This window comes from Polaromonas sp. CT11-55, assembly GCF_047303325.1.
Classification (GTDB): domain Bacteria; phylum Pseudomonadota; class Gammaproteobacteria; order Burkholderiales; family Burkholderiaceae_C; genus Polaromonas.
Window position 1 is genome coordinate 60,731 of sequence record NZ_JBKBEX010000006.1, and the last position, 23,154, is coordinate 83,884.

21 protein-coding genes are annotated in these 23,154 nt (G+C 64.7%); 19 read left to right on the plus strand and 2 right to left on the minus strand.

Translation table 11 applies throughout. From position 1 onward, the window contains the following. Position 1: 1 nt before the first annotated feature. Positions 2-949 carry a LysR substrate-binding domain-containing protein gene (locus ACEN8I_RS08280; RefSeq protein ID WP_413327860.1) on the minus strand — a complete coding sequence of 316 codons (948 nt, stop codon included), beginning with the start codon at positions 947-949 and terminating at the stop codon, positions 2-4. A gap of 75 nt (positions 950-1,024) precedes the next feature. Here ACEN8I_RS08280 and ACEN8I_RS08285 point away from each other — a divergent pair, with 75 nt between their 5' ends. From ACEN8I_RS08285 to ACEN8I_RS08300, 4 genes are all read left to right on the plus strand, one after another. Continuing rightward, positions 1,025-2,086 carry a four-carbon acid sugar kinase family protein gene (locus ACEN8I_RS08285; RefSeq protein WP_413327861.1) on the plus strand — a complete coding sequence of 354 codons (1,062 nt, stop codon included), beginning with the start codon at positions 1,025-1,027 and terminating at the stop codon, positions 2,084-2,086. Next, positions 2,083-3,093 carry a 4-hydroxythreonine-4-phosphate dehydrogenase PdxA gene (pdxA, locus tag ACEN8I_RS08290; protein ID WP_413327862.1) on the plus strand — a complete coding sequence of 337 codons (1,011 nt, stop codon included), beginning with the start codon at positions 2,083-2,085 and terminating at the stop codon, positions 3,091-3,093. Before ACEN8I_RS08285 ends, pdxA begins: the two co-directional genes overlap by 4 nt. A 49-nt stretch (positions 3,094-3,142) precedes the next feature. After that, positions 3,143-4,123 (plus strand): cupin domain-containing protein, encoded by a 981-nt coding sequence (locus tag ACEN8I_RS08295; RefSeq protein ID WP_413327863.1) that lies wholly within the window; start codon positions 3,143-3,145, stop codon positions 4,121-4,123. A gap of 115 nt (positions 4,124-4,238) precedes the next feature. Beyond that, on the plus strand, positions 4,239-5,162 hold the full coding sequence (locus ACEN8I_RS08300; RefSeq protein ID WP_413327864.1) for a LysR substrate-binding domain-containing protein: 924 nt from the start codon (positions 4,239-4,241) through the stop codon (positions 5,160-5,162). Here the strand turns inward: ACEN8I_RS08300 and ACEN8I_RS08305 are convergent. Beyond that, positions 5,143-6,033, minus strand: coding sequence for a GNAT family N-acetyltransferase (locus tag ACEN8I_RS08305; protein ID WP_413327865.1), 891 nt, complete (start codon positions 6,031-6,033; stop codon positions 5,143-5,145). The genes ACEN8I_RS08300 and ACEN8I_RS08305 overlap by 20 nt on opposite strands. A gap of 255 nt (positions 6,034-6,288) precedes the next feature. Here ACEN8I_RS08305 and ACEN8I_RS08310 point away from each other — a divergent pair, with 255 nt between their 5' ends. The 15 genes from ACEN8I_RS08310 (at position 6,289) to ACEN8I_RS08380 (ending at position 23,152) form a co-directional block, all read left to right on the plus strand. After that, entirely contained in the window at positions 6,289-7,839 is a 1,551-nt protein-coding gene (locus ACEN8I_RS08310) for an aldehyde dehydrogenase family protein (protein ID WP_413327867.1), read from the plus strand. Beyond that, positions 7,836-8,555 carry a cupin domain-containing protein gene (locus tag ACEN8I_RS08315; RefSeq protein ID WP_413327868.1) on the plus strand — a complete coding sequence of 240 codons (720 nt, stop codon included), beginning with the start codon at positions 7,836-7,838 and terminating at the stop codon, positions 8,553-8,555. The genes ACEN8I_RS08310 and ACEN8I_RS08315 overlap by 4 nt, the downstream gene beginning before the upstream one ends. Positions 8,556-8,575: 20 nt before the next feature. Further along, positions 8,576-9,901, plus strand: a complete 1,326-nt coding sequence (locus tag ACEN8I_RS08320; protein ID WP_413327869.1) for an NAD(P)/FAD-dependent oxidoreductase — start codon at positions 8,576-8,578, stop codon at positions 9,899-9,901. A gap of 96 nt (positions 9,902-9,997) precedes the next feature. Next, positions 9,998-11,704 (plus strand): peptide ABC transporter substrate-binding protein, encoded by a 1,707-nt coding sequence (locus ACEN8I_RS08325; RefSeq protein WP_413327870.1) that lies wholly within the window; start codon positions 9,998-10,000, stop codon positions 11,702-11,704. A 6-nt stretch (positions 11,705-11,710) separates the two neighbouring features. Beyond that, on the plus strand, positions 11,711-12,667 hold the full coding sequence (locus ACEN8I_RS08330) for an ABC transporter permease (protein WP_413327873.1): 957 nt from the start codon (positions 11,711-11,713) through the stop codon (positions 12,665-12,667). Next, positions 12,664-13,551: an ABC transporter permease gene (locus ACEN8I_RS08335; RefSeq protein WP_413327874.1), complete on the plus strand. Its 888-nt coding sequence runs from the start codon at positions 12,664-12,666 to the stop codon at positions 13,549-13,551. Before ACEN8I_RS08330 ends, ACEN8I_RS08335 begins: the two co-directional genes overlap by 4 nt. A gap of 10 nt (positions 13,552-13,561) precedes the next feature. Further along, complete coding sequence (locus tag ACEN8I_RS08340; RefSeq protein ID WP_413327875.1) at positions 13,562-14,623, plus strand: ABC transporter ATP-binding protein; 1,062 nt, start codon at positions 13,562-13,564, stop codon at positions 14,621-14,623. Continuing rightward, complete coding sequence (locus ACEN8I_RS08345) at positions 14,623-15,630, plus strand: ABC transporter ATP-binding protein (RefSeq protein WP_413327876.1); 1,008 nt, start codon at positions 14,623-14,625, stop codon at positions 15,628-15,630. Before ACEN8I_RS08340 ends, ACEN8I_RS08345 begins: the two co-directional genes overlap by 1 nt. A 119-nt stretch (positions 15,631-15,749) precedes the next feature. Beyond that, positions 15,750-16,811: a threonine aldolase family protein gene (locus tag ACEN8I_RS08350; RefSeq protein ID WP_413327877.1), complete on the plus strand. Its 1,062-nt coding sequence runs from the start codon at positions 15,750-15,752 to the stop codon at positions 16,809-16,811. Positions 16,812-16,848: 37 nt separating this feature from the next. Beyond that, positions 16,849-18,177 carry an NAD(P)/FAD-dependent oxidoreductase gene (locus ACEN8I_RS08355; RefSeq protein ID WP_413327879.1) on the plus strand — a complete coding sequence of 443 codons (1,329 nt, stop codon included), beginning with the start codon at positions 16,849-16,851 and terminating at the stop codon, positions 18,175-18,177. A 55-nt stretch (positions 18,178-18,232) separates the two neighbouring features. Further along, positions 18,233-18,586 carry a cupin domain-containing protein gene (locus ACEN8I_RS08360; protein WP_413327880.1) on the plus strand — a complete coding sequence of 118 codons (354 nt, stop codon included), beginning with the start codon at positions 18,233-18,235 and terminating at the stop codon, positions 18,584-18,586. 5 nt (positions 18,587-18,591) lie between these two features. Further along, positions 18,592-19,518 (plus strand): 2-hydroxyacid dehydrogenase, encoded by a 927-nt coding sequence (locus ACEN8I_RS08365; RefSeq protein WP_413327881.1) that lies wholly within the window; start codon positions 18,592-18,594, stop codon positions 19,516-19,518. A gap of 5 nt (positions 19,519-19,523) precedes the next feature. After that, a complete protein-coding gene (locus ACEN8I_RS08370) occupies positions 19,524-20,675 on the plus strand; it encodes a M20 aminoacylase family protein (protein ID WP_413327882.1) in 1,152 nt (383 codons plus the stop codon). A gap of 31 nt (positions 20,676-20,706) precedes the next feature. Then, positions 20,707-22,149 (plus strand): threonine synthase, encoded by a 1,443-nt coding sequence (gene thrC / locus ACEN8I_RS08375; RefSeq protein WP_413327883.1) that lies wholly within the window; start codon positions 20,707-20,709, stop codon positions 22,147-22,149. Positions 22,150-22,156: 7 nt separating this feature from the next. Further along, the gene (locus tag ACEN8I_RS08380; RefSeq protein WP_413327884.1) at positions 22,157-23,152 is read left to right on the plus strand and encodes a homoserine kinase; all 996 of its coding nucleotides are present in this window, start codon (positions 22,157-22,159) and stop codon (positions 23,150-23,152) included. Positions 23,153-23,154: the final 2 nt, after the last annotated feature.

Consider the following 23,154-nt stretch of genomic DNA (forward strand, 5'->3'; position numbering starts at 1 on the left):
TTCAAATCGGGGGTTTGCCGGAACTTTGCATGGTCCCGGTTTTCCGCCGCCGCGTCCGCGGCGCGCCCCCTGCGGGGTACAGGTGGCTGAACTGCGCCAGCAGCCACTCTGCGAGCTCAAATTCCACACCTTGCAGTTCACCAGCCCCCATCCATATCAAGCCATACTGGCTGCCATCAGGGTCAAAGCCGGCAGGGGCCGCCAGGCTTCCCCGCTCCACATCGTCAACCGCGAGTACGAGCGGACTCAGGGCGACACCCAGGCCCGCAGCCGCGGCCTCGACAATGAGGGAGTGATGGTCGTAGTAGCGGATTTCCGTGGGCCGGCGCGCCGACGGGTGGGTCTTCAACCATTGCGCCCACGCATCAGGCCGGGTCTTCGAGCCGAGCGCCAGATAGTCGCCGCGTTCGAACTTCGGCACCCATTCCGGCCTCATCACCGGCCCGACCCTTTCGGCGAAAAGGGTCCGGACATTCCACGCCTCGGGCACCGCGAAATCCAGCCGTCGAATCGCGAGATCGACCTGGTTCTTGCGAAAGTCCACAAGCCCTCCACCCACGCTGAGGTGCAGGGCAATGCCCGGATGCGCCGTTTGAAAAGCCCCCAAGCGCGGAATGAGCCACCGCGCGGCAACTGAAGGCTCGCAGGAGAGCACCAGGGCGGTTTTCCCGGCACGGGTGGCGCGCAGGCTTTGCACGGTGGCGCCCAGCTCGCTGAAAAACCTGCCGAGGGTGAGGTTGAGTGTCTCGCCAGCCGGTGTGAGCCGCAGGCCGCGCCCGTTCTTCTCAAACAGGCTGACCCCGATGTCATTGGCGAGTTTGGTGATGCGGCGGCTGACGGCGCCGTGCGTGAGCGCCAGCGAGTCCGCTGCAAGCCGGACCGAGCCCAGCCGCGCTGTGGCTTCGAATGCCCGCAGGTCGTCGAGGGAGGGGATGTCTGAACGATCCATTGGTGACAATGTATCACCGGTATCCCTCAGAAACTATCGCTTTTCATAGTTTGAGGAGGTTTTGATAATTGATGCATGCGCACCAATCATCAGCCCAACCAGCCCAGCATAGCGATCCTCGCAGACGACCTGACCAGCGCGGCCGATGGCGCGGCACCGTTCGTCGCCCGCGGTCTGACCGCGGCTGTCGGACGGGGCCAGCTTCCGCGCCAGGCGGCAGCGGTGGCCGCAGTCGATAGCGGTTCGCGGTCCGCGACGTCGTCGCAGGCATTCGAGCGCGTCGCCCGATTGACCGACCGGCTTGCCGGCCGGGACCTGCTCTACAAAACGGTGGACTCCACGCTGCGCGGCCACATCACGGAGGAGCTTGAGGCATGCTTTGCGGCGAGCGGCCGCAAATCCATGGTGTTTGCACCGGCCTTCCCCCAGGCCGGGCGTACGACGGTGGGCGGTATCCAGTTCGTTGACGGCATACCGGTCTCGCAGAGTTCGTACGGCCAGGACCCCGTGCATCCGGCGCGGCATTCCGCGCTGGCCGACCTGGTCCCGAAGCGCATCACCCATGTCACGCTGCTCGATGCGCTGACGCAGGAAGAACTCGACGCGCAGATCGCTTCCATCGAGGAGCCGGAGTCGGTCCTCTGGGTTGGCTCTCCCGGGATGGCTGCGGCGCTGTCTCGGCGTTTTGCGCCGGCGAAGACTTCGGCGCCGTTGATCGATGCCATCAGCAACGATGTCCTGGTCGTCATCGGGAGCGCGAACCTGCGCAGCCATATACAGGCCGACCAGCTCCAACAGGCCGGCGGCGTCAAGCTGCTGCGCGGACCCAGGACGCGCGAGCAGGACCCGGGCGCGCTGCTGCGCCGTATTGCGCAAGACGCGGCAGGGCAGCTTCAAGACCCACGCTTCGGCGCGCTGGTCGCCACCGGCGGCGACACGATGGAAGCCATCCTGGACCTTCTCAAGGTCCGCGAGTTCGAGATCCTGCAAGAGCTCGATCCCGGATTCCCGCTGGGCCGCGCCAGGCTCGGCGATGGGCGCTCGCTCCTGCTGGCCATGAAGGCCGGCGGTTTTGGCGGCGATGACGCCCTGGAGCGCGCTGTCGCGCGGATACGTGGAGCAACCCAAACCTTATGAACGGATTCACTGTGAAGAATATTCCCCCCCCGCTTGCCCTGACCATGGGCGACGCATCCGGCATTGGGCCGGAGATCGTGGCGAAAGTACTTGCGAAGGGCGGCGAACGCGTCGTCGTGTTCGGCAGCCATGTCGTGATGCAGGACGCCGTGCGCCGGCTTGGGCTGGACATTGAGGTGCGGCGTATCGAAGCGCCCGATGCGGCCCGGTTCCAGCCGCGGGTCATTGAAGTCATCGAGGTCACCCGCATCACCGAGCCGCCGCCCATCGGGCAGGTCAGCGCGATCTCCGGGCAGGCCGCATTCGACGCCATCGTTGCAGCCATCGCGGCGGCGAAGGCCGCAGAAGTGAGCGGCGTCGTCACGGCGCCGATCAACAAGGAGGCCATGGCCAGCGCGGGAATCCGCTACCCCGGCCATACGGAAATCCTGGCCGACTACGGCGGTGCCAAGCGCGTGGCGATGATGTTGGCGAATGACGACATCCGCACGGTGCTTGTCACGATCCACACGTCGCTGCGCAAAGCGATAGAACAAGGCGATTTCGACGCCCAGATGTCCGCCATCCGGCTTGCGCACGAGGGTGGGAAGGCTCTCGGCTTCGCGGCCCCGCGTGTCGCCGTGGCGGGTCTTAACCCGCACGCAGGGGAAGGGGGTCTCTTCGGGGACGAGGAGATCAGGATCATCCGGCCCGCCATCGACGCGGCCCGGGCCGAGGGCATCGATGCCACCGGCCCCTATCCGGGCGATACGGTCTTCATGCAAGCGCGCCAGGGCCGATTCGACGTTGTCGTGGCCCAGTACCACGACCAGGGGCTGATCCCCGTGAAGTACCTCGGGCTGGAAAAAGGCGTGAACATCACGCTGGGCCTGCCCTTCGTGCGCACCAGCCCGGATCACGGCACGGCATTCGACATCGCGGGCAAGGGTGTCGCGGACCACGCAAGCCTGGAAACGGCGCTTGCCTATGCAAAGCGCCTCGTCGCCGCGCAAACCCAGACGAACTAATTCAAAAAGTCAAAAGTCAAAAGTCAAAAGTCAATAAGGAAGCACCATCATGGGCCTACGTTTCATCTTCATGCTTACGCGCAACGACCGCACGGTTCCGGATGCGTCACAGCAACTTCAGACCGCGCTCAGCCTTGGCGTGCGGCACATGGGGTTCAAGGACATCGGCTTGCCAATCGAGCAACTGAAGGGCCTCAATGCGGCCATCAAGGCGGGCGGGGCAACCTCCTATCTGGAAGTCGTGTCGCTGGACCGCGAAAGCGAAATTGTGTCGGCAAAGGCGGCCGCCGAAATCGGTGTTGACGTTCTTCTGGGCGGCACGCGGGTGGACGACGTGCTGCCCATCATCAAGGGCACCGGCATCCAGTACTTCCCGTTCGCTGGCCGGATCACCGGCCACCCCAGCGTGCTGGAAGGCAGCATCGAGGAAATTGTTGAAAGTGCCAAGGCGATCACAGCGAAAGACGGCGTGCATGGCCTGGACCTGCTGGCATACCGTTCGGCGGAAAACGTGCCCGAGTTGATGAAGGCCGTTTGCGCGGCGGTCTCCAAACCTGTCTTCATGGCGGGTTCGATCGATACCCCTGAACGGATTGCCGTCGTCCGGAGTGCCGGCGCAGCGGGTTTTACGATCGGCACCGCGGCTTTGGACGGCAAATACCCGGCCAGCGGGAAGGACGTGCCAAGCCAGCTCAGCGCCATCATTCGCGACGTCGCCGCCCTGAACAAACACCTTTCGCCGGTTCACAAGAAGAATCTGTCAGCTGCGTCTGCCGGCAAAACCGAAGGCCAGGTCAACAAGCTGCAATTCAGGATTGCCAGGTTTGAGGGAAGCTCTCCCTGGTCATTTCAGCGGCACGGCGATGAGCTGTTCTTTGTTCATCGCGGACGCCTGCTCATGAGGTTTCGCGACCGTGAAGAGATTGTGGAGCCGGGGGAGTTCATCGTGGTACCGCATGGCGTCGAGCACTGTGCGGTGGCTCTGGACGGGGAAGCGTCTGAAGTGTTGCTGGCAACCACGACTTCTTAGCTTGGTTCCTGCCAGGCGCTGGTAGCGCTCCCGGGTCCTGGCAAGCATCCGCGGTATCGGACCGCGGCTTTATGCAGTTAAATACATGTTTTGCCATTATTAATACAAGGCTGACATGAATTACCGCCAGATCGAGTGCTTCCGCGCCGTCATGCACACGGGCTCGATGACGCTTGCCGCCACGCAGTTGCACACGTCGCAGCCGAACGTGAGCCGGGCCATCGCGCTGCTGCAGCGCGAGACGCAACTGAATCTGTTCGAACGTGTCGGGCAGCGCGTGGTCCCCACGCCTGAAGCGCAAGCGCTGCTGAAGGAAGTGGACCGCGTTTACGTGGGGCTGCAGTCCATCGGTGCGGCGGCGGACCGCATCCGCACGCTGGGCGTCGAAGGCTTGCGAATCGCCGTATCACCCAGCATCAGCATCAGCCCGGTGCCGCGCATCCTGCAAGTCTTTCGCGGACTGCGCCCGCGCGTGCCGGTCGTGGTTCACACGGCCGACTCCGCGACGATCTGCAAGTGGGTGTCGTCCGGCTATTACGAGCTCGGCCTTGTCGGCTACGTCGCGCTGCCGCAGGAGGTCGACACCGAGCTCGTGTATTCGGAGCGTGCCGTGTGCATCGTGCCGCGCGGGCACCGGCTGGGGCGCAAGCGCAAGGTCGGTCCTTCGGACCTGGCCGGCGAGTCGTTCATATCTTTTGCGTCCCCGGACGTGATGCGCGCGGCCATCGACAAAGTCTTCAGTCCCGAGGTGCGCAGGCTGGAGATCGAAACTTCGCTGGCGACGGCGGCCTGCGCGATGGTGGCGCGGGGCCTGGGCGTCAGCATCGTGGATCCGGCGATGCTGAGCGAGCTGGCGCTCACGGGCGTGCATGCGCTGGAGTTCGAGCCGGCAATCCACTTCAACTGCCACGTGGTGCGTGCCCCCCAGCAGCCCGCGCAGGCGCTCGTCGCGGACTTCCTCGAGGCTGTGCGCATCGCGGTGGGCGGCCCGGAAAACACCGCCCGCAAGAGCAAGAAGGTCAGCCGATCGCCTGGGTGACCAGGGCCCAGCCGCCCTGGGCAGGACCCCGCCCCGGCACGCGGCCGCGGACCATGATGGTCCCGCCGCCGACGCGCGGCAGCCCCAGGCTCTCCAGCCAGGGCGACAAACCGCTCATGGCGTACACGTCGACGCGCATCAAGCCCTCGGCATGACGGCAGCAATCGGAGATCAGCACGCGTGCGGCGTCGAAATCCGGCGCCGCCACCGGCCCGACGAGATGTCCGTGGCCAAAGCGGCGAAGCACGGCGAAGCCGGCGGCTTGGCCGCCGCGCTCTAGAACAACCGTCCTTTCCTGGGCGAACAAGCGGCGAAGCAGCTCGCCGCGCGGCATGCCCGCGCCACGGGCATCCATCGCGATCAGGGATTCGACGTCGGCATCCGCCAGCGGCCGCAGGCGGTCCCCCTCACGCCCCGCCAGCGCCGGAACGGCCGCAAGTACCCCTTGGTGCTGGTCGATCTCGCCTGCAGGGACGAATCCCAGACGTTCATACAGGCCGCGCCCTGCCACGGTCGCGTGCAGCAGCACGTTGCGTGGGGACAGCTGATCGAGCAAGGTCTCCATCATGCGGTTGCCGATGCGCTGGCCCTGCAGCTCGGGCGCGACGATCACCAGGCCGATGGTGGCGTAGTTCCCAAATTGCCAGGACAGTGCGGTGCCCAATATTTTCCCGTCGCGTTCGGCGACCACGCCTTGCCCCAGCGACAACGCAAATTGCCAGTCCTCGATCCGATGCGACCAATTCAAGGTGCTGGACAAGGCGTGCGCGGCCGGCAGGTCGCCTGGCTCGAACGGGCGCAGGCGGGCGGCATCGGTTGTGGCCGTGTCTTCGGAGGGCTTGACTGTGATGGTGGTGGAGGCGGATGTCATGCGGCCGAGTATCGGGATGCAGGCCCATGCAGTCCAATAAAAATTCCAAAGTCATTCATTCCAATTTGATATGCGATCCCACAGTCTACGGACTCCTATCAGGGGTTACCCGCATCCTTTTGGCTTACTCATTCAATACATATCAATATTGTATGAATATCGCAAAAACTTATATTTGACCGCATGAATCGGCATTCCGATACTCCGGGACATCAAGTCATTCCGATGACTCCCACCAACCGGATGCCCCTAACCATGACCACACAACTGCCCGCGCCCTTGGCCCCAGTGCATGTGGGTTTGATTGTCGAACGCCTCAAAGCCGAAGGGCGCCTGGATCGCCTGTTCATAGACGGCGAGTGGGTGCTGCCCGCGGGGCAATCCCGGGCCAGTGTCATCGATCCCTCGACCGAAGAGCCCGTTGTGGACATTGCCTTGGGCAACGCGCAGGACGTTGACGTGGCGGTGGCCGCCGCCCGCGGCGCCTTTGCCACCTGGTCCGTCAGTTCCGCCGAAAGCCGGGCCTTGCTGCTCGGCCGCATCCACACCTTGATCCTCGAACGGGCCGAACTGTTCGCCCAGGCGATCTCGCTGGAGATGGGCGCCGCCCTCGGGTTCGCGCGCAGCACACAGGTGCCGGTCGCGGCCGAGCACATCCGCGTGGCCCGTGACAACCTCGCCGGCTATCCCTTCCTCACCCACCGGGAGGGCGTGGCCATCCTGCGCGAAGCCATCGGCGTGTGCGGCCTGATCACCCCATGGAACTGGCCGCTCTACCAGATCACCGCCAAGGTTGGCCCCGCCCTGGCGGCCGGATGCACCGTCGTTCTGAAGCCCAGCGAGCTGTCGCCCCTGAGCGCCCTGTTGTTTGCCGAGGTGGTGCAGGACGCCGGCATCCCGCCGGGCGTGTTCAATCTGGTGAGCGGCAATGGGCCCGAGGTCGGCGCCGCGCTGTCGGCGCATCCGGACGTGGACATGATCTCCATCACCGGTTCAACCCGGGCCGGCGTGCTGGTGGCCCAGGCGGCGGCCGCTACGGTCAAGCGCGTGGCCCAGGAACTCGGCGGGAAATCGCCCAACGTGATCCTGCCGGACGCCGACCTGGCGCGCGCGGTGCCCGCGGGCGTGGCGGCCGCCTTTCGCAATGTCGGCCAGTCCTGCAGCGCGCCGACCCGCATGATCGTGCCGCGCGAGCGCCTGCAGGAGGTTGAACGGATCGCGCTGGAAGCGGCCTTGAACTTCGCCGTGGGCGATCCGCGCTCGCCGCAGACCACGCACGGCCCGGTGGCCAACCGCGCCCAGTTCAACCGGGTGCAGGAAATGATCGCGGCCGGCATCGCCGAAGGTGCGCGCCTCATTTGCGGCGGCCCCGGCCGGCCGGAGGGCCTGGAGCGCGGCTTCTATTGCCGCCCGACCATCTTCTCTTCAGTGCATTCGCAGATGCAGGTCGCGCAGGAAGAAATCTTCGGGCCGGTGCTGGTGATCATCGCCTACGACAACGTGGACGAGGCGGTGGAGATCGCCAACGACACGGTCTACGGCCTGGGCGCGCACGTGCAAGGCCAGGACCTTGCTGTGGCGCGGGCGGTCGCGGCGCGCATCCGCTCGGGGCAGGTGCACATCAACTACCCGGCCTGGAGCCCCCATGCCCCTTTTGGCGGCTACAAGCGCTCGGGCAACGGCCGCGAATACGGCATCGAAGGCCTTGAGGAATACCTGGAGACCAAGGCGATCCTGGGTTTTCAGGACGCCTCGATGCCCAGTACGACAGTCAAATCATCGCGCAATGCGCAGGAGCAATCATGACAGTGGCCTTAATGCTGCACCGTGCCAACGGCGCGCCTGTTTCAACCTCTTTCCGCCGGGCGGCGTTCGGCAAGGACGACCCCTTTGCGCGAAATCGCGAAATCGCCTGGGAAGGACCCGACGCGATGGCCGTGGGCCGAAGCAGTTTCATTGGTGAGCTCGAGGTCGCAAGTTATCCCCACATCGAAACCATCGTCGTGGCGGAAGGAGAACTGACATTGACGGCGGTCGGAGCGGCCCCGCTGGTGCTCGGTCCCCAAGCGGGTGCCGTCATCGGATGCGGCACAACGCTTCGCATCCACGCCGCATCCCGCGTGCAGTTTTCGTTTTGCGCGGCCGCTTGCGACAAGCCGACGAAGCACAGCCTTGTCCCCTTGCGCGCCGATGCCGACTTCAAGCCGTCCGCAACACTGCCGCCGGAGGCGCTGCTGGGCCCTGCCCCGGAATGCCGCAGCGACAACGTCTTTGCCGAGGAAAGTGTGGAGTACCGCGCGGGTACCTGGGATTCAACTCCCTACCACCGGATTGTCCGCCCACATCGCCAGAACGAGTTCATGCACCTCGTGGCCGGCAGCGTGCGATTCGCCGCGCCCGACGGCAGCGTGCTGTCGGCGAACACCGGCGATGCCCTTTTTGTGCCGAAAGGCGTATCGGTCGGATGGGAAAGCAGTGATCGCGTGGCGAAGTTCTTTGTGGTGCAGGCTGTCCAGGCTTGAACAGGCGAGCAGTGTCCATCATGAGCCCTCCACTGAACCTTATCAACACCTCGGCCAAGCAGCCGGCCTATGCCGACGCTGTCGTGATCGGCGGCGGCATCATCGGCGTCTTCACCGCTTATTACCTGGCCCAGCGCGGGCTCTCCGTTGTCGTGGTCGAAAAGGGAAGAATTGGCGCTGAACAGTCGAGCCGCAATTGGGGCTGGTGCCGACAGCTCAATCGCGATGAGCGCGAGCTGCCCATGGCCAGCAAGGCCCTTGAACTTTGGGAGCAGTTTGCCGCCGACACCGGGGAAGACACAGGCTTCAATCGTTGCGGCTTGCTCTATCTCAGTGACGACGAAGCGCAGATTGCGCAATGGGAGCGTTGGCACGAATTCGGCAAGGCAGCCGGCGTGCCCACCCAGGTGCTAAGCGGTCGTGACGCAACCGAACGCGGGCGGGCGACCGGCCGCACATGGAAGGGCGGTGTCTTCTCGCCCACCGATGGGACTGCCGATCCTTCCAAGGCCGCGCCGGCCGTGGCTTCGGCGCTCATGAAACTCGGCGGTACGGTTCTGCAGCACTGCGCTGCGCGTGGAATCGAGCTTGCAGGTGGTCGCGTCAGCGGTGTGGTGACCGAAGCCGGCACCATCAAGACCCGTACCGCAGTGCTGGCAGGCGGCGCCTGGGCGTCGTCTTTCTGCCGCCAGCTTGGCATCAGCTTTCCGCTGGCCACCCTTCGGCAGTCCATCCTTCGCGTGGCATCGCAGGCGCAGCAGTTGCCCCGCGCCCTGACGACGTCGCGCGTATCCGTCACCCGCCGCAGTGACGGCAGTTACGGGTTGGCTATCAGTGGGCGCGGGCGCGTAGACCCGACGCCGCAATTTTTGCGCTTTGCCCTGAAGTTCGTTCCCATGTTCGCCAAGCGTTGGCGCAACGTGGCCCCCGGCGGCCTGGAAGGCCTGCGCAGTGGACACGAAACACTCAAGAAGTGGCGCCTGGACCAACCCACTCCGATGGAGCGTATGCGCATCCTGAACCCCCGGCCCGATGCGAGAACGATCCACAAGACATTCGAACGTGCCACCCAGTTGCTGCCCGCGCTGCGTGATGCCCGCATCCTCAACGCCTGGGCAGGCTACGTGGATTGCACGTACGACGGCGTGCCTGCCATTGGTGAAGTGCCGGAGGTGCCGGGGTTTGTGCTGGCTGCAGGCTTTTCCGGCCATGGCTTCGGCATCGGTCCCGGTGCGGGCTACCTGGTCGCCGACCTGGTCACGGGCGCCCGACCCTTCATCGATCCCACCTCGCTCAGCCCTCAGCGCTTCGATCAGTCGGCCTGGGGCAAGGTCGCAGAGTTTTAAGCCATTTCCACAACGTACAGAGATTCGAACTCTCAATCCCTTTCAATCCTTTTCAATCCCTTTCACTCAACCCGCAACCCTCAATTGGAGACAACCATGAACAAGCGCAACAGCGAACACCAAGGTGCAGGAACGATCAAGACCGGCACGCTCGATAAAACCCTGGCAGACGGCCTGACCCGTCGCGACGCCCTATTTGCCGGGGCAGCCTCCTTTGCCTTCGGTTCCCTGGGACTGGCGGCGGGTGCCCACGCCGCGCCGTCCGCGAAGCCGACCGGCCAGGCCATCCTCGGCTTCTCGCAGGAAGTGACCGTCCTGCATCCGCTGATGGCCGCCAGCGAGGTAGACCAGGGCGTCTGGTGGAACCTCTTCAGTCCGCTGTGGATGCTCGACGCGGAGGGGAAGTTCGTTCCGGTGCTGGCAAAGACGGTTCCCACCGTGGAGAACGGCGGCATCTCGGCCGACGGCCTGACCTGGCGCGTCGAGCTGCGGCGCGACGTGAAGTGGCATGACGGCAAGCCGATGACGGCCGAGGACATCCGATACACGATAAACCTGGTGAAGAACCCGGGCTTTCGCGCTGCCAACCGCAACGGCTTCAATCTCATCACGTCAGTGGCCGTCGAAGGCGACAACGTTGTCACCTGGAAGCTGAAGGAGCCGTACTCGCCGCTGACTTCCATGCTGAGCTGGGCCTTTATCGTCCCCGAGCACATCCTTTCGAAGAACCCGGACCCGAACTCCCCGCAGTTCGCCGCCGCGCCCATCGGCACGGGGCCGTTCCGCTTCGTCAGCCGCAAGACCGGCGACCACGTACTCCTCGAAGCCAATCCCGACTACTTTGGCAAGGGTCCGTCCCTGAATCGGCTCATCTTCAAATACGTACCGGACCTGAACGCGATGTATACGCAGTTCAAGACCGGGGAGATCGACTACATCGGGTTGCAGGGCATCCCCGCCAACTTCTACAAGGAAGCGATCGCTCTGGGCGGGCGCCGCGTCCAGGTCGCGACCCGCGCCGGGGTGGAGAACCTGACGCTCAATCTCGCGCATCCGGTTCTCGCGGAAAAGGCGGTGCGCAAGGCCTTGAACATTGCGATCGACCGGCAGTCGATCTGCAACCTCGTCTATTACGGCGTACCCAAGCCGGCAAACAACTTCCTGCCCCCGACGCACTGGGCCGCCAACCCCAACCTGCCAAAACCCGAGTACGACCTGAAGAAGGCCGCCGCGATGCTGGACCAGGCGGGGTGGGTGAAGGGGCCGGACGGCATTCGCGTCAAGAACGGCGTGCGGCTGTCCTTCACCAATTCGACGACCACCGGCAACCAGCTGCGCGCGCAGACCCAACAGCTCATTGCGGATGATTTCAAGAAGATCGGCGTGGAAATGCTGATCAAGAACCTGGTGGCGGCGGTGCTCTGGGCCGATTTCTGGAAGAACTCCGAATTCGACAGCCTCATGACCGCGACAACTTACACCATCGCCTCCGACCCAGACGTCACGAACCGCTTCGGCTCCGGCAGCATTCCGAGGGAGACCGGATCGGGCGCGAACGTGGCCCGGTACAAGAACGTCGGCGTGGATGCGCTGCTAGCCCGGGCTCGCCAGGAATACAACATTGGCAAACGCAAGGAAATCTACGCCAAAGTCCAGGAATTGATCAACGACGACCTGCCGTTCCTGCCGCTCTTCAACGAGGTGAACATCGAGGGGACGAAGGCCGGATTGGACGGCTACCTGAACAATGTGAATGCGCGGGCGAACAGTTGGAACACGGCCAACTGGCGCTGGACGGCTTGACGCATCATGGGGTCCTACCTCTTACGCCGTTTGCTGCAGTCGCTGCTGTTGCTTGCGCTGGTCTCCATGATCGCCTTCGCGATCCTGCATCTCGCGCCGGGGGGGCCGCTGTCGCAATTCCTCGCCACCGGCAGTATGGGGCAGGAAGATGTTGATCGGCTGATGCAGCAGTACGGGCTGAACCGCCCCTTGCCGATCCAGTACCTGGACTGGGCTGGGAACCTCGCCACCGGTGACTGGGGCCTCTCGTACCGGGACCAGCTGCCGGTGTTGAAAAAGATCGGCATGCACGTCGGGCCGACGCTGGAACTCATGGTGACCTCGACTTTGCTGGCGATGTTCATCGGCGGCCTGATCGGCATCCTGGGGGCGGTGCGCCGCCATTCGTTCTTCGATCACCTGGCAACGGTAGGGGCGATGGTCGCCTTGTCCATCCCCACGTTCTGGTTCGGGCTGGCCATCATCTATGTGTTCTCGGTGAACCTCGGCTGGCTGCCGGCGGGCAACCGCGAAAACATCGGTGACGGCTCCTTCCTTGACCGGCTGAGGCACCTGGTGCTTCCCTGCATCGTGCTGGCGCTCGTCTCCACCGCAGTGTGGAGCCGCTACATGCGCTCTTCGATGCTTGACGTGGTGAACCAGGACTACATCCGTACCGCCAGGTCAAAGGGCGTGCCGGCTATGCGGATACTGTTTCATCATGCGCTGCGCAACGCCTTGCTGCCCATGATCACGATCACGGGCTTGCACGTATCGACGCTGCTGAGCGGCGCGCTGGTGACGGAAACCGTCTTCACCTGGCCGGGCATGGGCCGGCTGTTCCTCGACAGCGTCAGCAACCGCGACTACCCCGTGGTGATGGGAATGCTGATGTTCACGGCCTGTATGGTTCTCCTGGGCAGCCTGATCGCGGACCTTCTCTACTCTGTCGCGGATCCGCGCATCAAAGGAGCATCGAAATGAGCATCGCCCACACCGCTTCGCTGGCGCCGCCACGCCGGGCGCTCGCCGGGCGCTACCCGGCGCTGAGCCGCTTCCTGCGCCACAGGCCGGCCCTTCTGGGCCTGGGCATCGTGCTGTTCATGACGCTCGCCAGCTTCGCGGGCCCTTGGCTGATCCCGTTCAATGCCACCGACACCGATATCCGGGCACGGCTGACGGAACCGTTTGTGGGCGCACATGTGCTTGGAACCGACCCGCTGGGCCGAGACATTCTGGCCCGCCTGATGTATGCCGGCCGCATCTCCCTGTCAGTCGGCTTTGCCGCCACCGCGCTGTCGGTGGTGGTGGGCGTGCTGGTCGGTCTGGTGGCGGGCTTTTACCGCGGTGCGATTGGCGCTGCGCTGATGCGATTCGTGGATGCCATGCTTTGCTTCCCGACCATCTTTCTGCTGCTGGCGGTCGCGGCCCTGATCGAGCCTTCGGTCGCCTCCATCGTGGTGCTGATCGCCCTGGCGAGCTGGATGGAGGTAGCGCGCGTGGTGGAGGGGCAGATCCGGTCGCTGCGCGAACGCGATTTCGCGCTGGCCGCGGAATCGTTAGGCGCGAGCGACAGCCGCATCATGTTCCGTGAACTTTTGCCCAATGCCGTCGCGCCCATCGTGGTCGCGGCCACGCTGAACATCGCCCACGCCATCCTGGCCGAGTCCTACATCAGCTTCCTGGGCTTCGGCATCCAGCCGCCGACGCCGAGCTGGGGAAACATGCTGGAGAACGCGCAGAGCTACCTGACCAACGCGCCCTGGCTCGCCATCGTGCCGGGCCTGGCCATCACGCTTACGGTCACGAGCTTCAATTTCATTGGTGACGGCCTGCGCGATGCGCTGGACGCCAAACTGGATCGTTGAGGTGATGGACATGAATCTTTACGAACCCATCCACACCCCTGCTGTCCAGGCCGGCGCGCAAGCGGAGAACGTCCTGGATGTACGCGACCTGAACGTCGCCTTCCGCACGGCAGCCGGAACGGTGCATGCCGTGCGCGACGTCAGCTTCTCGGTGCGCCGCGGCGAGACGCTGGCCCTGGTAGGGGAAACCAGTTCCGGCAAGAGCGTGACCTGCCTGGGCCTGCTCGGCCTCACGCCGTCCGCGCCGTACTGCAGCATCACCGGTTCCGCGCGCCTGACGGCTCGCGATGGCAACGCGTATGAACTGGTCGGAACGCCCGAGCGCGTGATGCGGCGAGTGCGGGGAGGCGTCGCCTCGGTGATTTTCCAGGAACCGATGACCTCGCTGAATCCGGTGCACACCGTCGGCGCGCAGATCTGTGAGAGTTTGCGGATCCACCTCGGGATGAGCGCGCGCGCCGCCACGGACCGTGCCGCCGAACTCTTGAACCAGGTCGGCATCTCGGACCCGAAACGCCGCCTGACGAACTACCCGCACGAGCTCTCCGGCGGCATGCGGCAGCGCGTGATGATCGCCATGGCGATTGCGTGTGAGCCTTCGCTGCTGATCGCGGACGAGCCGACCACCGCGCTCGACGTGACCATTCAGGCGCAAATCCTCGAGTTGCTGGAAAAGCTGCAGTCCCAGACCCGAATGGCCATGATCTACATCACGCACAACCTCGGCACCGTCGCCGAGATTGCCGACCGTGTGATGGTGATGTATGCGGGCCGCATCGTCGAGCAGGCCGATGTTGTGGAGCTGTTCACGCAGCCGCGGCATCCCTACAGCCGCGGCCTGATCCATTCGGTGCCGCGGCTGCATTCGAGCCGTGCGCGAAAAACCCCGCTGTTCGCGATCCCGGGCAATGTGCCGGATCCGGCCGCGCACCCGCCCGGCTGCACTTTCGGGCCGCGCTGCGGCCATTTCGAGCCGGGCCGTTGCGATGCCGCGGTGCCGGTCCTGGAAAGCGCACAGCCGGGCCATCTGGTGCGATGTGTCCGTTGGCCGGAAATTGAAGGAGCCGCGTGATGCAGCAAAAAACCCTTACTCCACTGACTCCCCTTACTCCTCCCCTGCTGCAAGTCGAGGGACTGCGCAAGTGGTACCCGCTGGGTGGCGGCTGGCTCGGCAAGCCGGCGCAGAACGTCAAGGCGGTCGACGGCGTCAGTTTCGAGATTCGCCGGGGCGAGGTCCTGAGCCTGGTGGGCGAAAGCGGCTCGGGCAAAAGTACGGTCGGCCGCGCCATCCTGAACCTGGACCCGCCTACTGCTGGAGAGGTTCACTTCGACGGGGAACCCCTGGTGGGCCTCACGCGGCGCCAGATGCGGCCGCTGCGGCGCGCGATGCAGATGGTGTTCCAGGACCCGTACTCGTCCCTGAACCCGAAACACACGGTCGAGGAACTGCTCTCGGCGCCGCTGGAAATCCACATGCCCGAGCTGACCTTGCAGGAGCGCCGGGACCGCATCGATGCCGTGCTGAAGACGGTCGGGCTGAACCCGGCGCACCGTTCGCGCTATCCGCACGAGTTCTCGGGTGGGCAGCGCCAACGGGTCGGCATCGCCCGCGCGCTCATGACCGATCCGCAACTGCTGGTGGCCGACGAACCGGTGTCTTCCCTCGACGTGTCCGTGCAGGCCCAGGTGATCAACCTGCTGCTCGAGCTCAAGCAGAGGCTTGGCCTCACGATGCTGTTCATCAGCCACGACCTCGCGGTGGTGGGCCATATTTCGGACCGCATCGCGGTGATGTACCTGGGCCGCCTCGTGGAGATCGCCGACGCCGAATCGTTGCTGAAAAACCCGCGGCACCCTTACACGCGCGCCCTGATGGCCGCCGTGCCGAATCTCGATCCGCGGCAACGGCGCCCGCGCGAATTGCTCAAGGGCGACATCCCCAGCCCGCTGGCGCCCCCCTCGGGCTGCGCGTTCCGTACGCGCTGCCCACATGCCCAGTCGGCGTGCGCCAATGCCGTGCCCGAACTGCGGCTCGTTGAGCGCAATCACGCGAAGGCCTGCATCCGGGATGACATCTAAGGAGTCAATGAACAAGTTTGCGGAAGCGGCCGGCGAAAACCCCCGGATTTCGTTACGCCGCAGTGCATTCGTTGTCCGTTGTGCGTACCCATCCGAATCGTATTCCCAGAGAGAGTGTGATGAATTTTGATAGCGACAATCAATCTGGCGTTTCGCCGAGGATTCTTGAATCCCTTGTGAGTGCCTGCTCCGGTAGCGCCTCCTCGTACGGAACCGACGATTGGACCCGGCGCGCGGAGAGTGCGCTCGGCCAGGTATTCGGCCGGGACGTTCGAGCCTTTTTTGTCGCGACGGGTACCGCGGCAAATTGTCTGGCCCTCTCCGCTGTGGCGAACCCTTGGGACGCAATTCTTTGCCATCGCCAGGCTCATATCGCGATAGACGAGCTCAGCGCTCCGGAATTCTTTACCGGAGGGGCGCGTTTGCTACCCCTGGAAACCGATAGCGGGAAGATCACCGCCAAAGACCTGCACGCCAGTCTCGACACAATGCCCGCCCAGCGACCCCACAACGTGAGGGTGTCGGCGCTCAGTGTCAGCCAGGCGACTGAAAACGGACTCGTCTACAGCCAGGCAGAGCTGGCGCAACTCGCAGATGCTGCACATCAGCGAGGCATCCACGTTCACATGGATGGCGCGCGATTCGCCAATGCGGTTGCAACCCTGGCGTGCGAGCCGGCTGATATCACGTGGAAGGCGGGTATCGATGTACTTTCCCTGGGGGCATCCAAGAACGGTGCGCTCGCGGCGGAGGCGGTGATTGTTTTCAATGACGCATTGGCGAGAGACTTCGAGTTGCGCCGTAAGCGGGCCGGCCAGCTGGTCTCGAAAGGGCGCCTCTTTGGCGCGCAGTTTGTTTCGTGGCTCCAGGACGATCACTGGATCGAGATGGCGAGAAACGCAAACCAGACGGCTCAATACCTCTGGGCAACCCTCAAAACCCATAACGAAATCAAGCCGACGTGGCCTGTGGAAGCGAACGAAGTGTTCGTGGTCATGAAGCGGGATCTCCTGGCCGGACTCAAGGCTGGTGGCGTTGGCTGCAGCGGCTGGTACCGCCGCAGCGTACCCCAGTCAATCAACATGTCCGATGACGAACTTCCGGTTCGTTTCGTTACCTCGTGGTCAACGACGCACTCGGAAGTTGATGTGCTTGCCGAGCTGCTTCATCAGCTCGCCTGACAGCGGCCGAGAAGTCAGCACCTTAGAAAGCAGTTTCATGTCTCCACCCATTCTTCGCATACACAGCGACGACAAGCTGCCCGAACGAGCCGACGCTGTGGTGATCGGCGGCGGCATTGTCGGCGTTTCCACAGCGTATTTCCTGGCCAGGCGCGGCCTTTCGGTCGCGCTTCTCGAAAAGGGTTACGTCGGCGGGGAGCAGTCCAGCCGCAACTGGGGCTGGTGCCGCCAGCAGAACCGCGACGCGCGCGACCTGCCGCTCGCAACGCTGGCGCTGCGCCTCTGGGAGGAACTCTCGCGCGACATCGGGCGGGACCTTGGTTTTCGCCGCTGCGGCCTGTACTACGCCACCGACAAGCCGCAGCAACTCTCCACCTGGGAGGCGTGGGGCCAGCAGGTCGGACGGCCTGGCGGCGTCCGCACCCGCATGCTCGACGCGGCGGAAGCTGCGAGCGTGATGAAAGGCAGCGGTACCCGCCAGTGGCTGGGAGGCGTGCATTCGATGGACGACGGCACGGCGGAGCCCGCCCTTGCCGCTCCGGGCATTGCCGAAGGCGCACGGGCGCTTGGCGTTACCGTCCACCAGGATTGCGCGGCCCGCGGCCTGGACATCACCCATGGCGCGGTGACTGGCGTGATCACGGAACGCGGCCTGATCAAGACCAGTGCCGTCGTGTGTTCCGGTGGCGCCTGGGCGTCCGCCTTCTGCCGCCGGCACGGCATCTCCTTACCGCAGGCGAGCGTGCGCGCGAGCGTCCTGCGCACCCGTCCCATCGAGGGCCTGCCGGCGGCGATCTCCGCGCCGGAGTGCTCGCTGACGCGCCGCCTGGGAGGCGGCTACAACCTGGCGATCAGCGGCAAGGCGAAGCTCGAAATCACGCCGCAGGGGCTGCGCTACGCGCGCGAATTCATGCCGATGTTCATGAAGCGCATCAAGGCCGTGGAGTTCGGCATTGGCCGCTCCTTCTTCCGCGGCCCTGAAGCGCTGGGCAGCTGGCGCTTCGACGAGGTGTCACCGTTCGAGCAGATCCGCGTCCTCGATCCCGCGCCGGATCCGCGGGCGATCCGCAACCTGCTCGGCTGCTTCCAGAACCTCTACCCCGCCTTGAAAGACGTGGCGGTGGACCAGGCCTGGGCTTCCTACATCGACAGCACGCCGGACGGCGTGCCGGTCATTTCGCCGGTCGATGCCATCAAGGGCTTCGTACTCGCAGCCGGGTTCAGCGGCCATGGTTTCGGCACCGGTCCAGCCTCGGGGCTGCTGGCCGCGAGCCTGGTCACAGGCGATCAGCCGCCTGTCGATCCGACGCCCTTCCGCTTCTCGCGCTTTACCGACGGCTCGAAGGTCACCGTCGGTGCTTTCTGACGACTCCCGGCCGCGACCCGACTCTCCTGATTTTTATTCAAAAGGACCCTTTCTCATGAGCAATCTCACTTTCTTCAAATATGACAACCTGGGTACCGCCCGCGATGGCGGTCCGCTTCCGGAACGCGTCATCGAAGGCAACGCCAAATTCAAGAACTGGGACGTTGACCAGTCGCCTGACGAAAAAGTGCGCGCCGGCGTCTGGGAGACGACGCCGGGCACCTACCGGTCCATCAAGGGCGGCACCTGGGAGTTCTGTTCCATTCTGTCGGGCGTGTCCGAAATCACGGAAGACGGAAAGCCGCCGGTGAAGGTACGGGCCGGCGACGCGTTCGTGATGAAGCCCGACTTCACCGGCGTGTGGCGCTGCATTGAAACGACCCGCAAGATCTGGGTCGTCTACCGGTAATCGGTATGTCCTTCCTGTACAAGGCAGACCCCGTCCGCGGGGCGGAATGGGCACGCCTGTTCGCCGCCAAGGCGCCCTGCATCTCGTTTCGTATCTGGCCCGACATCGGGCAGGCGGACCGCGTGCGCTATCTTGCCGCGTGGGTGTCGCCGCCGGACATCGCGCGGCAGTTTCCCAAGCTGGAGCTTTTCTTCTCCACGGGCGCGGGGATCGACCAGTTTGACCTTGCCGCGCTGCCGCCGGAACTGCCGGTGGTGCGCATGGCGGAGCCCGGCGTCGTCGCGGGCATGGTGGAGTACGCCACGATGGCGGTCCTCGCGCTTCACCGCGACCTGCCGGCCTACATCCGGCAGCAGCGCGAGGGCCTTTGGGCCGCGCACCGCGTCTATCCCGCATCGAAGCGGCGTGTGAGCGTCCTCGGCCTGGGCGTGCTCGGATGCGCTGTGCTGGGCCAGCTGCGCACACTCGGCTTCCAGCTCGCCGGCTGGAGCCGGACGCGCCGCCAGATTGACGGCGTAGCCTGCTACGCGGGCCAGGAGGAACTGCCTGCAATGCTGGCCGCCACCGACATCCTCGTGTGCCTGCTGCCGCTTACCCAGGAGACGCGCGGCATTCTCGACTCGACCCTGTTTCAGCATCTACCGCGCGGCGCGTCGCTGGTGCATGTCGGCCGCGGGGCGCACCTAGACCACCCCGCGCTGCTCGATGCGCTGGAGACGGGCTGGCTGTCGGGCGCGGTTGTTGATGTCACCGATCCGGAGCCGCTGCCGGTGGGCCACCCCTTCTGGTCACACCCGAAGATCCTGCTCACGCCGCACATCGCGAGCATGACGCAGCCGGAGACGGCCGTGGACCAGGTGCTGGCCAACATCCGCCGGCACGAGGCGGGCGAGCCCTTGATCGGGCTGGTTGACCGTTCGCGGGGGTATTGAAAATCATGGCCAACGATATCGAAGACCTGCTGCCGGCCCTGATCGCGCTGCGGCGTGACCTGCACGCGCACCCCGAGCTGGCGTTCGAAGAGCGCCGCACTGCCGGCGTGGTCGCCGCCGCGCTGCGCGATTGCGGCCTGGAAGTGCACGAGGGAATCGGCGGGACCGGCGTGGTGGGGGTTCTGCGCAAGGGCGATTCGACGCGCATGGTGGGCTTGCGCGCCGACATGGACGCGCTTCCCATGCGGGAGGACACTAGGCGCCCTTACGTCAGCCGCCACCCCGGCGTCCACCACGGCTGCGGCCACGACGGCCATACGGCCATGCTGCTGGGAGCGGCTCGGCAGTTGGCGCGGGCCGGGAGCTTCGATGGCAGCATTGCCTTTATCTTCCAGCCCGCCGAAGAGGGGCGCGCAGGCGCACGCGAGATGGTGAGGCAAGGTTTGTTTGATCGCTTTCCGTGCGAATCCGTGTTCGCCCTGCACAACTGGCCCGACCTGCCCGCGGGCACGGTAGCCACAAGGCCGGGGCCCATCATGGCCGCGGCGGATCGCTTCGACATCGTCGTGCGTGGCCAGGGCGGCCACGCGGCGCAGCCGCATCGGACACCCGATGTCGTGCTTGCCGCGAGCCAGCTCGTTGCACAGATGCATACTATCGTGTCGCGGCGAATTCCTCCTACGCAGAACGCCGTCTTGTCGGTGACGCGTATCAGCGGGGGTCAATCCCACAACGTCCTGCCGGCGGCCGTGGAGCTGACCGGCACCGTGCGCAGTTTCGACTCCTCCGTGCAGGACACGATCGAGCAGGCGGTTCGCGACGTCGCGGCGGGTGTCGCGCGCGCAAGCGGTACCGCGATAGAGGTCGAGTACACGCGCTACTACCCCGCGACGATCAACAGCCCTGAGCAGGCGCAACTCGCACTGGAGGCAGCGCGCAGCGTCGGCCTGGAAGCTCAGGTGGCGGAGACGCCGGCTTTCACGTCCGAAGACTTTGCATTCATGCTCCAGCAGCGGCCCGGGGCCTACCTGTGGCTCGGCCAGCGGGGCGCGAACCATGCCGCCCCGCTGCACCACCCCGCGTACGACTTCAACGACGACGTTCTGGCCTGCGGCGTGCGTTGGTTCACAGCCGTCGCGCAAATGGCACTGCGCTGAACGGTACCTACTTCAAGCAACGAGACCTACGATGCTCTATTTATCCACTCGCGGCCACCCCGACCGCAAACACTTTTGTGAAATCCTGCTGGAGGGCCTGGCGCCCGACGGAGGTTTGTACCTGCCGGAGCAATACCCACAGGTCACACCTGAGCAACTGTCCAGGTGGCGCGGCCTGCCGTATGCGGACCTTGCCTTTGAAGTCCTTTCGCTCTACATCGACGACATCCCGGCCGGGGACCTGCGCGCAATCTGCCGCAAGACCTACACCGAAGAGGTCTTCGGAACAAAGGAGATCGTTCCGCTCAAGCAGCTGGAGGAGGGCGTGTACCTGCAAGCCCTTTCCAATGGCCCAACGCTGGCCTTCAAAGACATGGCCATGCAATTGCTGGGAAACCTGTTTGAGTATGAGCTGGGCCGACGCGGCCAGGAGCTCAACATTCTGGGCGCTACCAGCGGTGACACCGGTAGCGCCGCAGAGTACGCCATGCGAGGCAAGAAGGGGGTGCGCGTCTTCATGACTTCGCCGTACGGCCGCATGAGCCCCTTCCAGCAGGCGCAGATGTTCAGCCTGCAGGACGCCAACATCCACAACATCGCCATCGAGGGCGTGTTCGACGACTGCCAGGACATCGTCAAGGCCGTGTCCAACGACCTCGAGTTCAAGCGTAAATACAAGATCGGCACCGTCAACTCGATCAACTGGGCGCGCCTCATGGCGCAGGTGGTCTACTACTTCGCGGGGTATTTCCATGCCACGAGCCCTCACCCTAACCCTCTCCCGGAGGCAGAGGGGACAAAGCGAGTCAGCTTCGCCGTGCCGTCGGGCAACTTCGGCAACATCTGCGCTGGCCATGTGGCGCGCATGATGGGGCTGCCCATCGACAAGCTGGTGCTTGCCACCAACGAGAACGACGTGCTGGACGAGTTCTTCCGCACCGGCGTTTATCGGGTGCGCGGCGGCGCCGACACCTACGAGACCTCCAGTCCGTCGATGGACATCTCCAAGGCCAGCAACTTCGAGCGCTTTGTTTTCGACCTGCTGGGCCGCGATGCGGAAACGGTCAAGCGCCTGTTCGGCGAAGCGCTTGCGAAGAACGGCCGCTTCGACCTGGGTGCCGACCTAGCCTTCGCGCAGGCCCGCGCGCGCTACGGCTTCCTCAGCGGCAAGAGCACACACGCCGACCGCCTGGCGACGATACGCGACACGCACCGGCGCTTTGGCGTGACGATAGACACCCACACGGCCGATGGCCTGAAAGTAGCGCGCCACTTCGTGCAGCCCGGTGTGCCGATGATCGTGCTGGAGACGGCGCTGCCGATCAAGTTCGCGGCAACCATTGTTGAAGCCTTGGGTCACGAGCCCGATCGGCCCGCGCGATTCCGGGGTATCGAAGACTTGCCAAAGCGCATGACGGTTCTCCCGGCCGACGCGGTGAAGGTCAAGGCCTTCGTCACCGCACACCTTTCCTGATCGAAGCATGGCTGTCTTCACCGAAGTGCCCTACGACGAGGCTGCCGCCTTCCTGCGGCGGGTGGGTCTCGGCGATCTGCGGGCCATGGCGGTCTGCAGTGGCGGCATAGAGAACACCAACTACTTCGTGGACACGGATCGCGGCGAGTACGTGTTGACGCTGTTCGAGCGCCTGGCGTGGGAACAACTGCCGTTCTACCTCCACCTGATGCAGCACCTGGCCAAGCGCGGCCTTCCAGTGCCCAAACCGGCGCCGGACGCGGAAGGCCGCATCCTGCACCGTCTCAAAGGCAAGCCGGCGACAGTGGTGGGAAGGTTGCGAGGAAGGTGTGAACTGTCGCCCGATGCCCGGCACTGCGGCGCAGTGGGCGACATGCTGGCGCGAATGCACCTGGCCGGCAAAGACTATGCACGCCACCAGCCCAACCTGCGCGGCCTGCCGTGGTGGACTGAAACCGTGCCGGCTCTGCTGCCATACGTGGGGAAGGACCAGTGCAAGCTGCTGCTGGACGAACTGGACTTCCAGACTAAGGTCGCCGCCTCCTCTGGCTATGCCGCACTGCCACGCGGCCCGGTACACGCCGACCTGTTTCGCGACAACGTGATGTTCCAGGGCGGTTGCCTGAGCGGTGTCCTCGATTTTTATTTTGCGGGTTGCGACACCTTTCTGTTCGACATTGGGGTTTGTCTCAACGACTGGTGCGTGGATCTGGGGAACGGACGCATCGACGCCGTGCGCAGGGCTGCATTCCTGAACGCTTACCAGTCGGCGCGTCCGCTCGTGGCTGAAGAACAGCGTCTGTTGCCGACCCTTGAGCGGGCCGCGGCTTTGCGCTTCTGGATATCACGGCTCTGGGACTGCCACATACCCCGCGAAGCCGCCGTCCTGAAGGTTCATGACCCCAGCCACTTCGAGCGTGTTCTGCGCCAGCGCGTAAGCGATGCCGCCGGCGCGGGAATTTTCTATCTTCCAGAAAGGACTTTGGGCCAACCTCGGCCTTGACC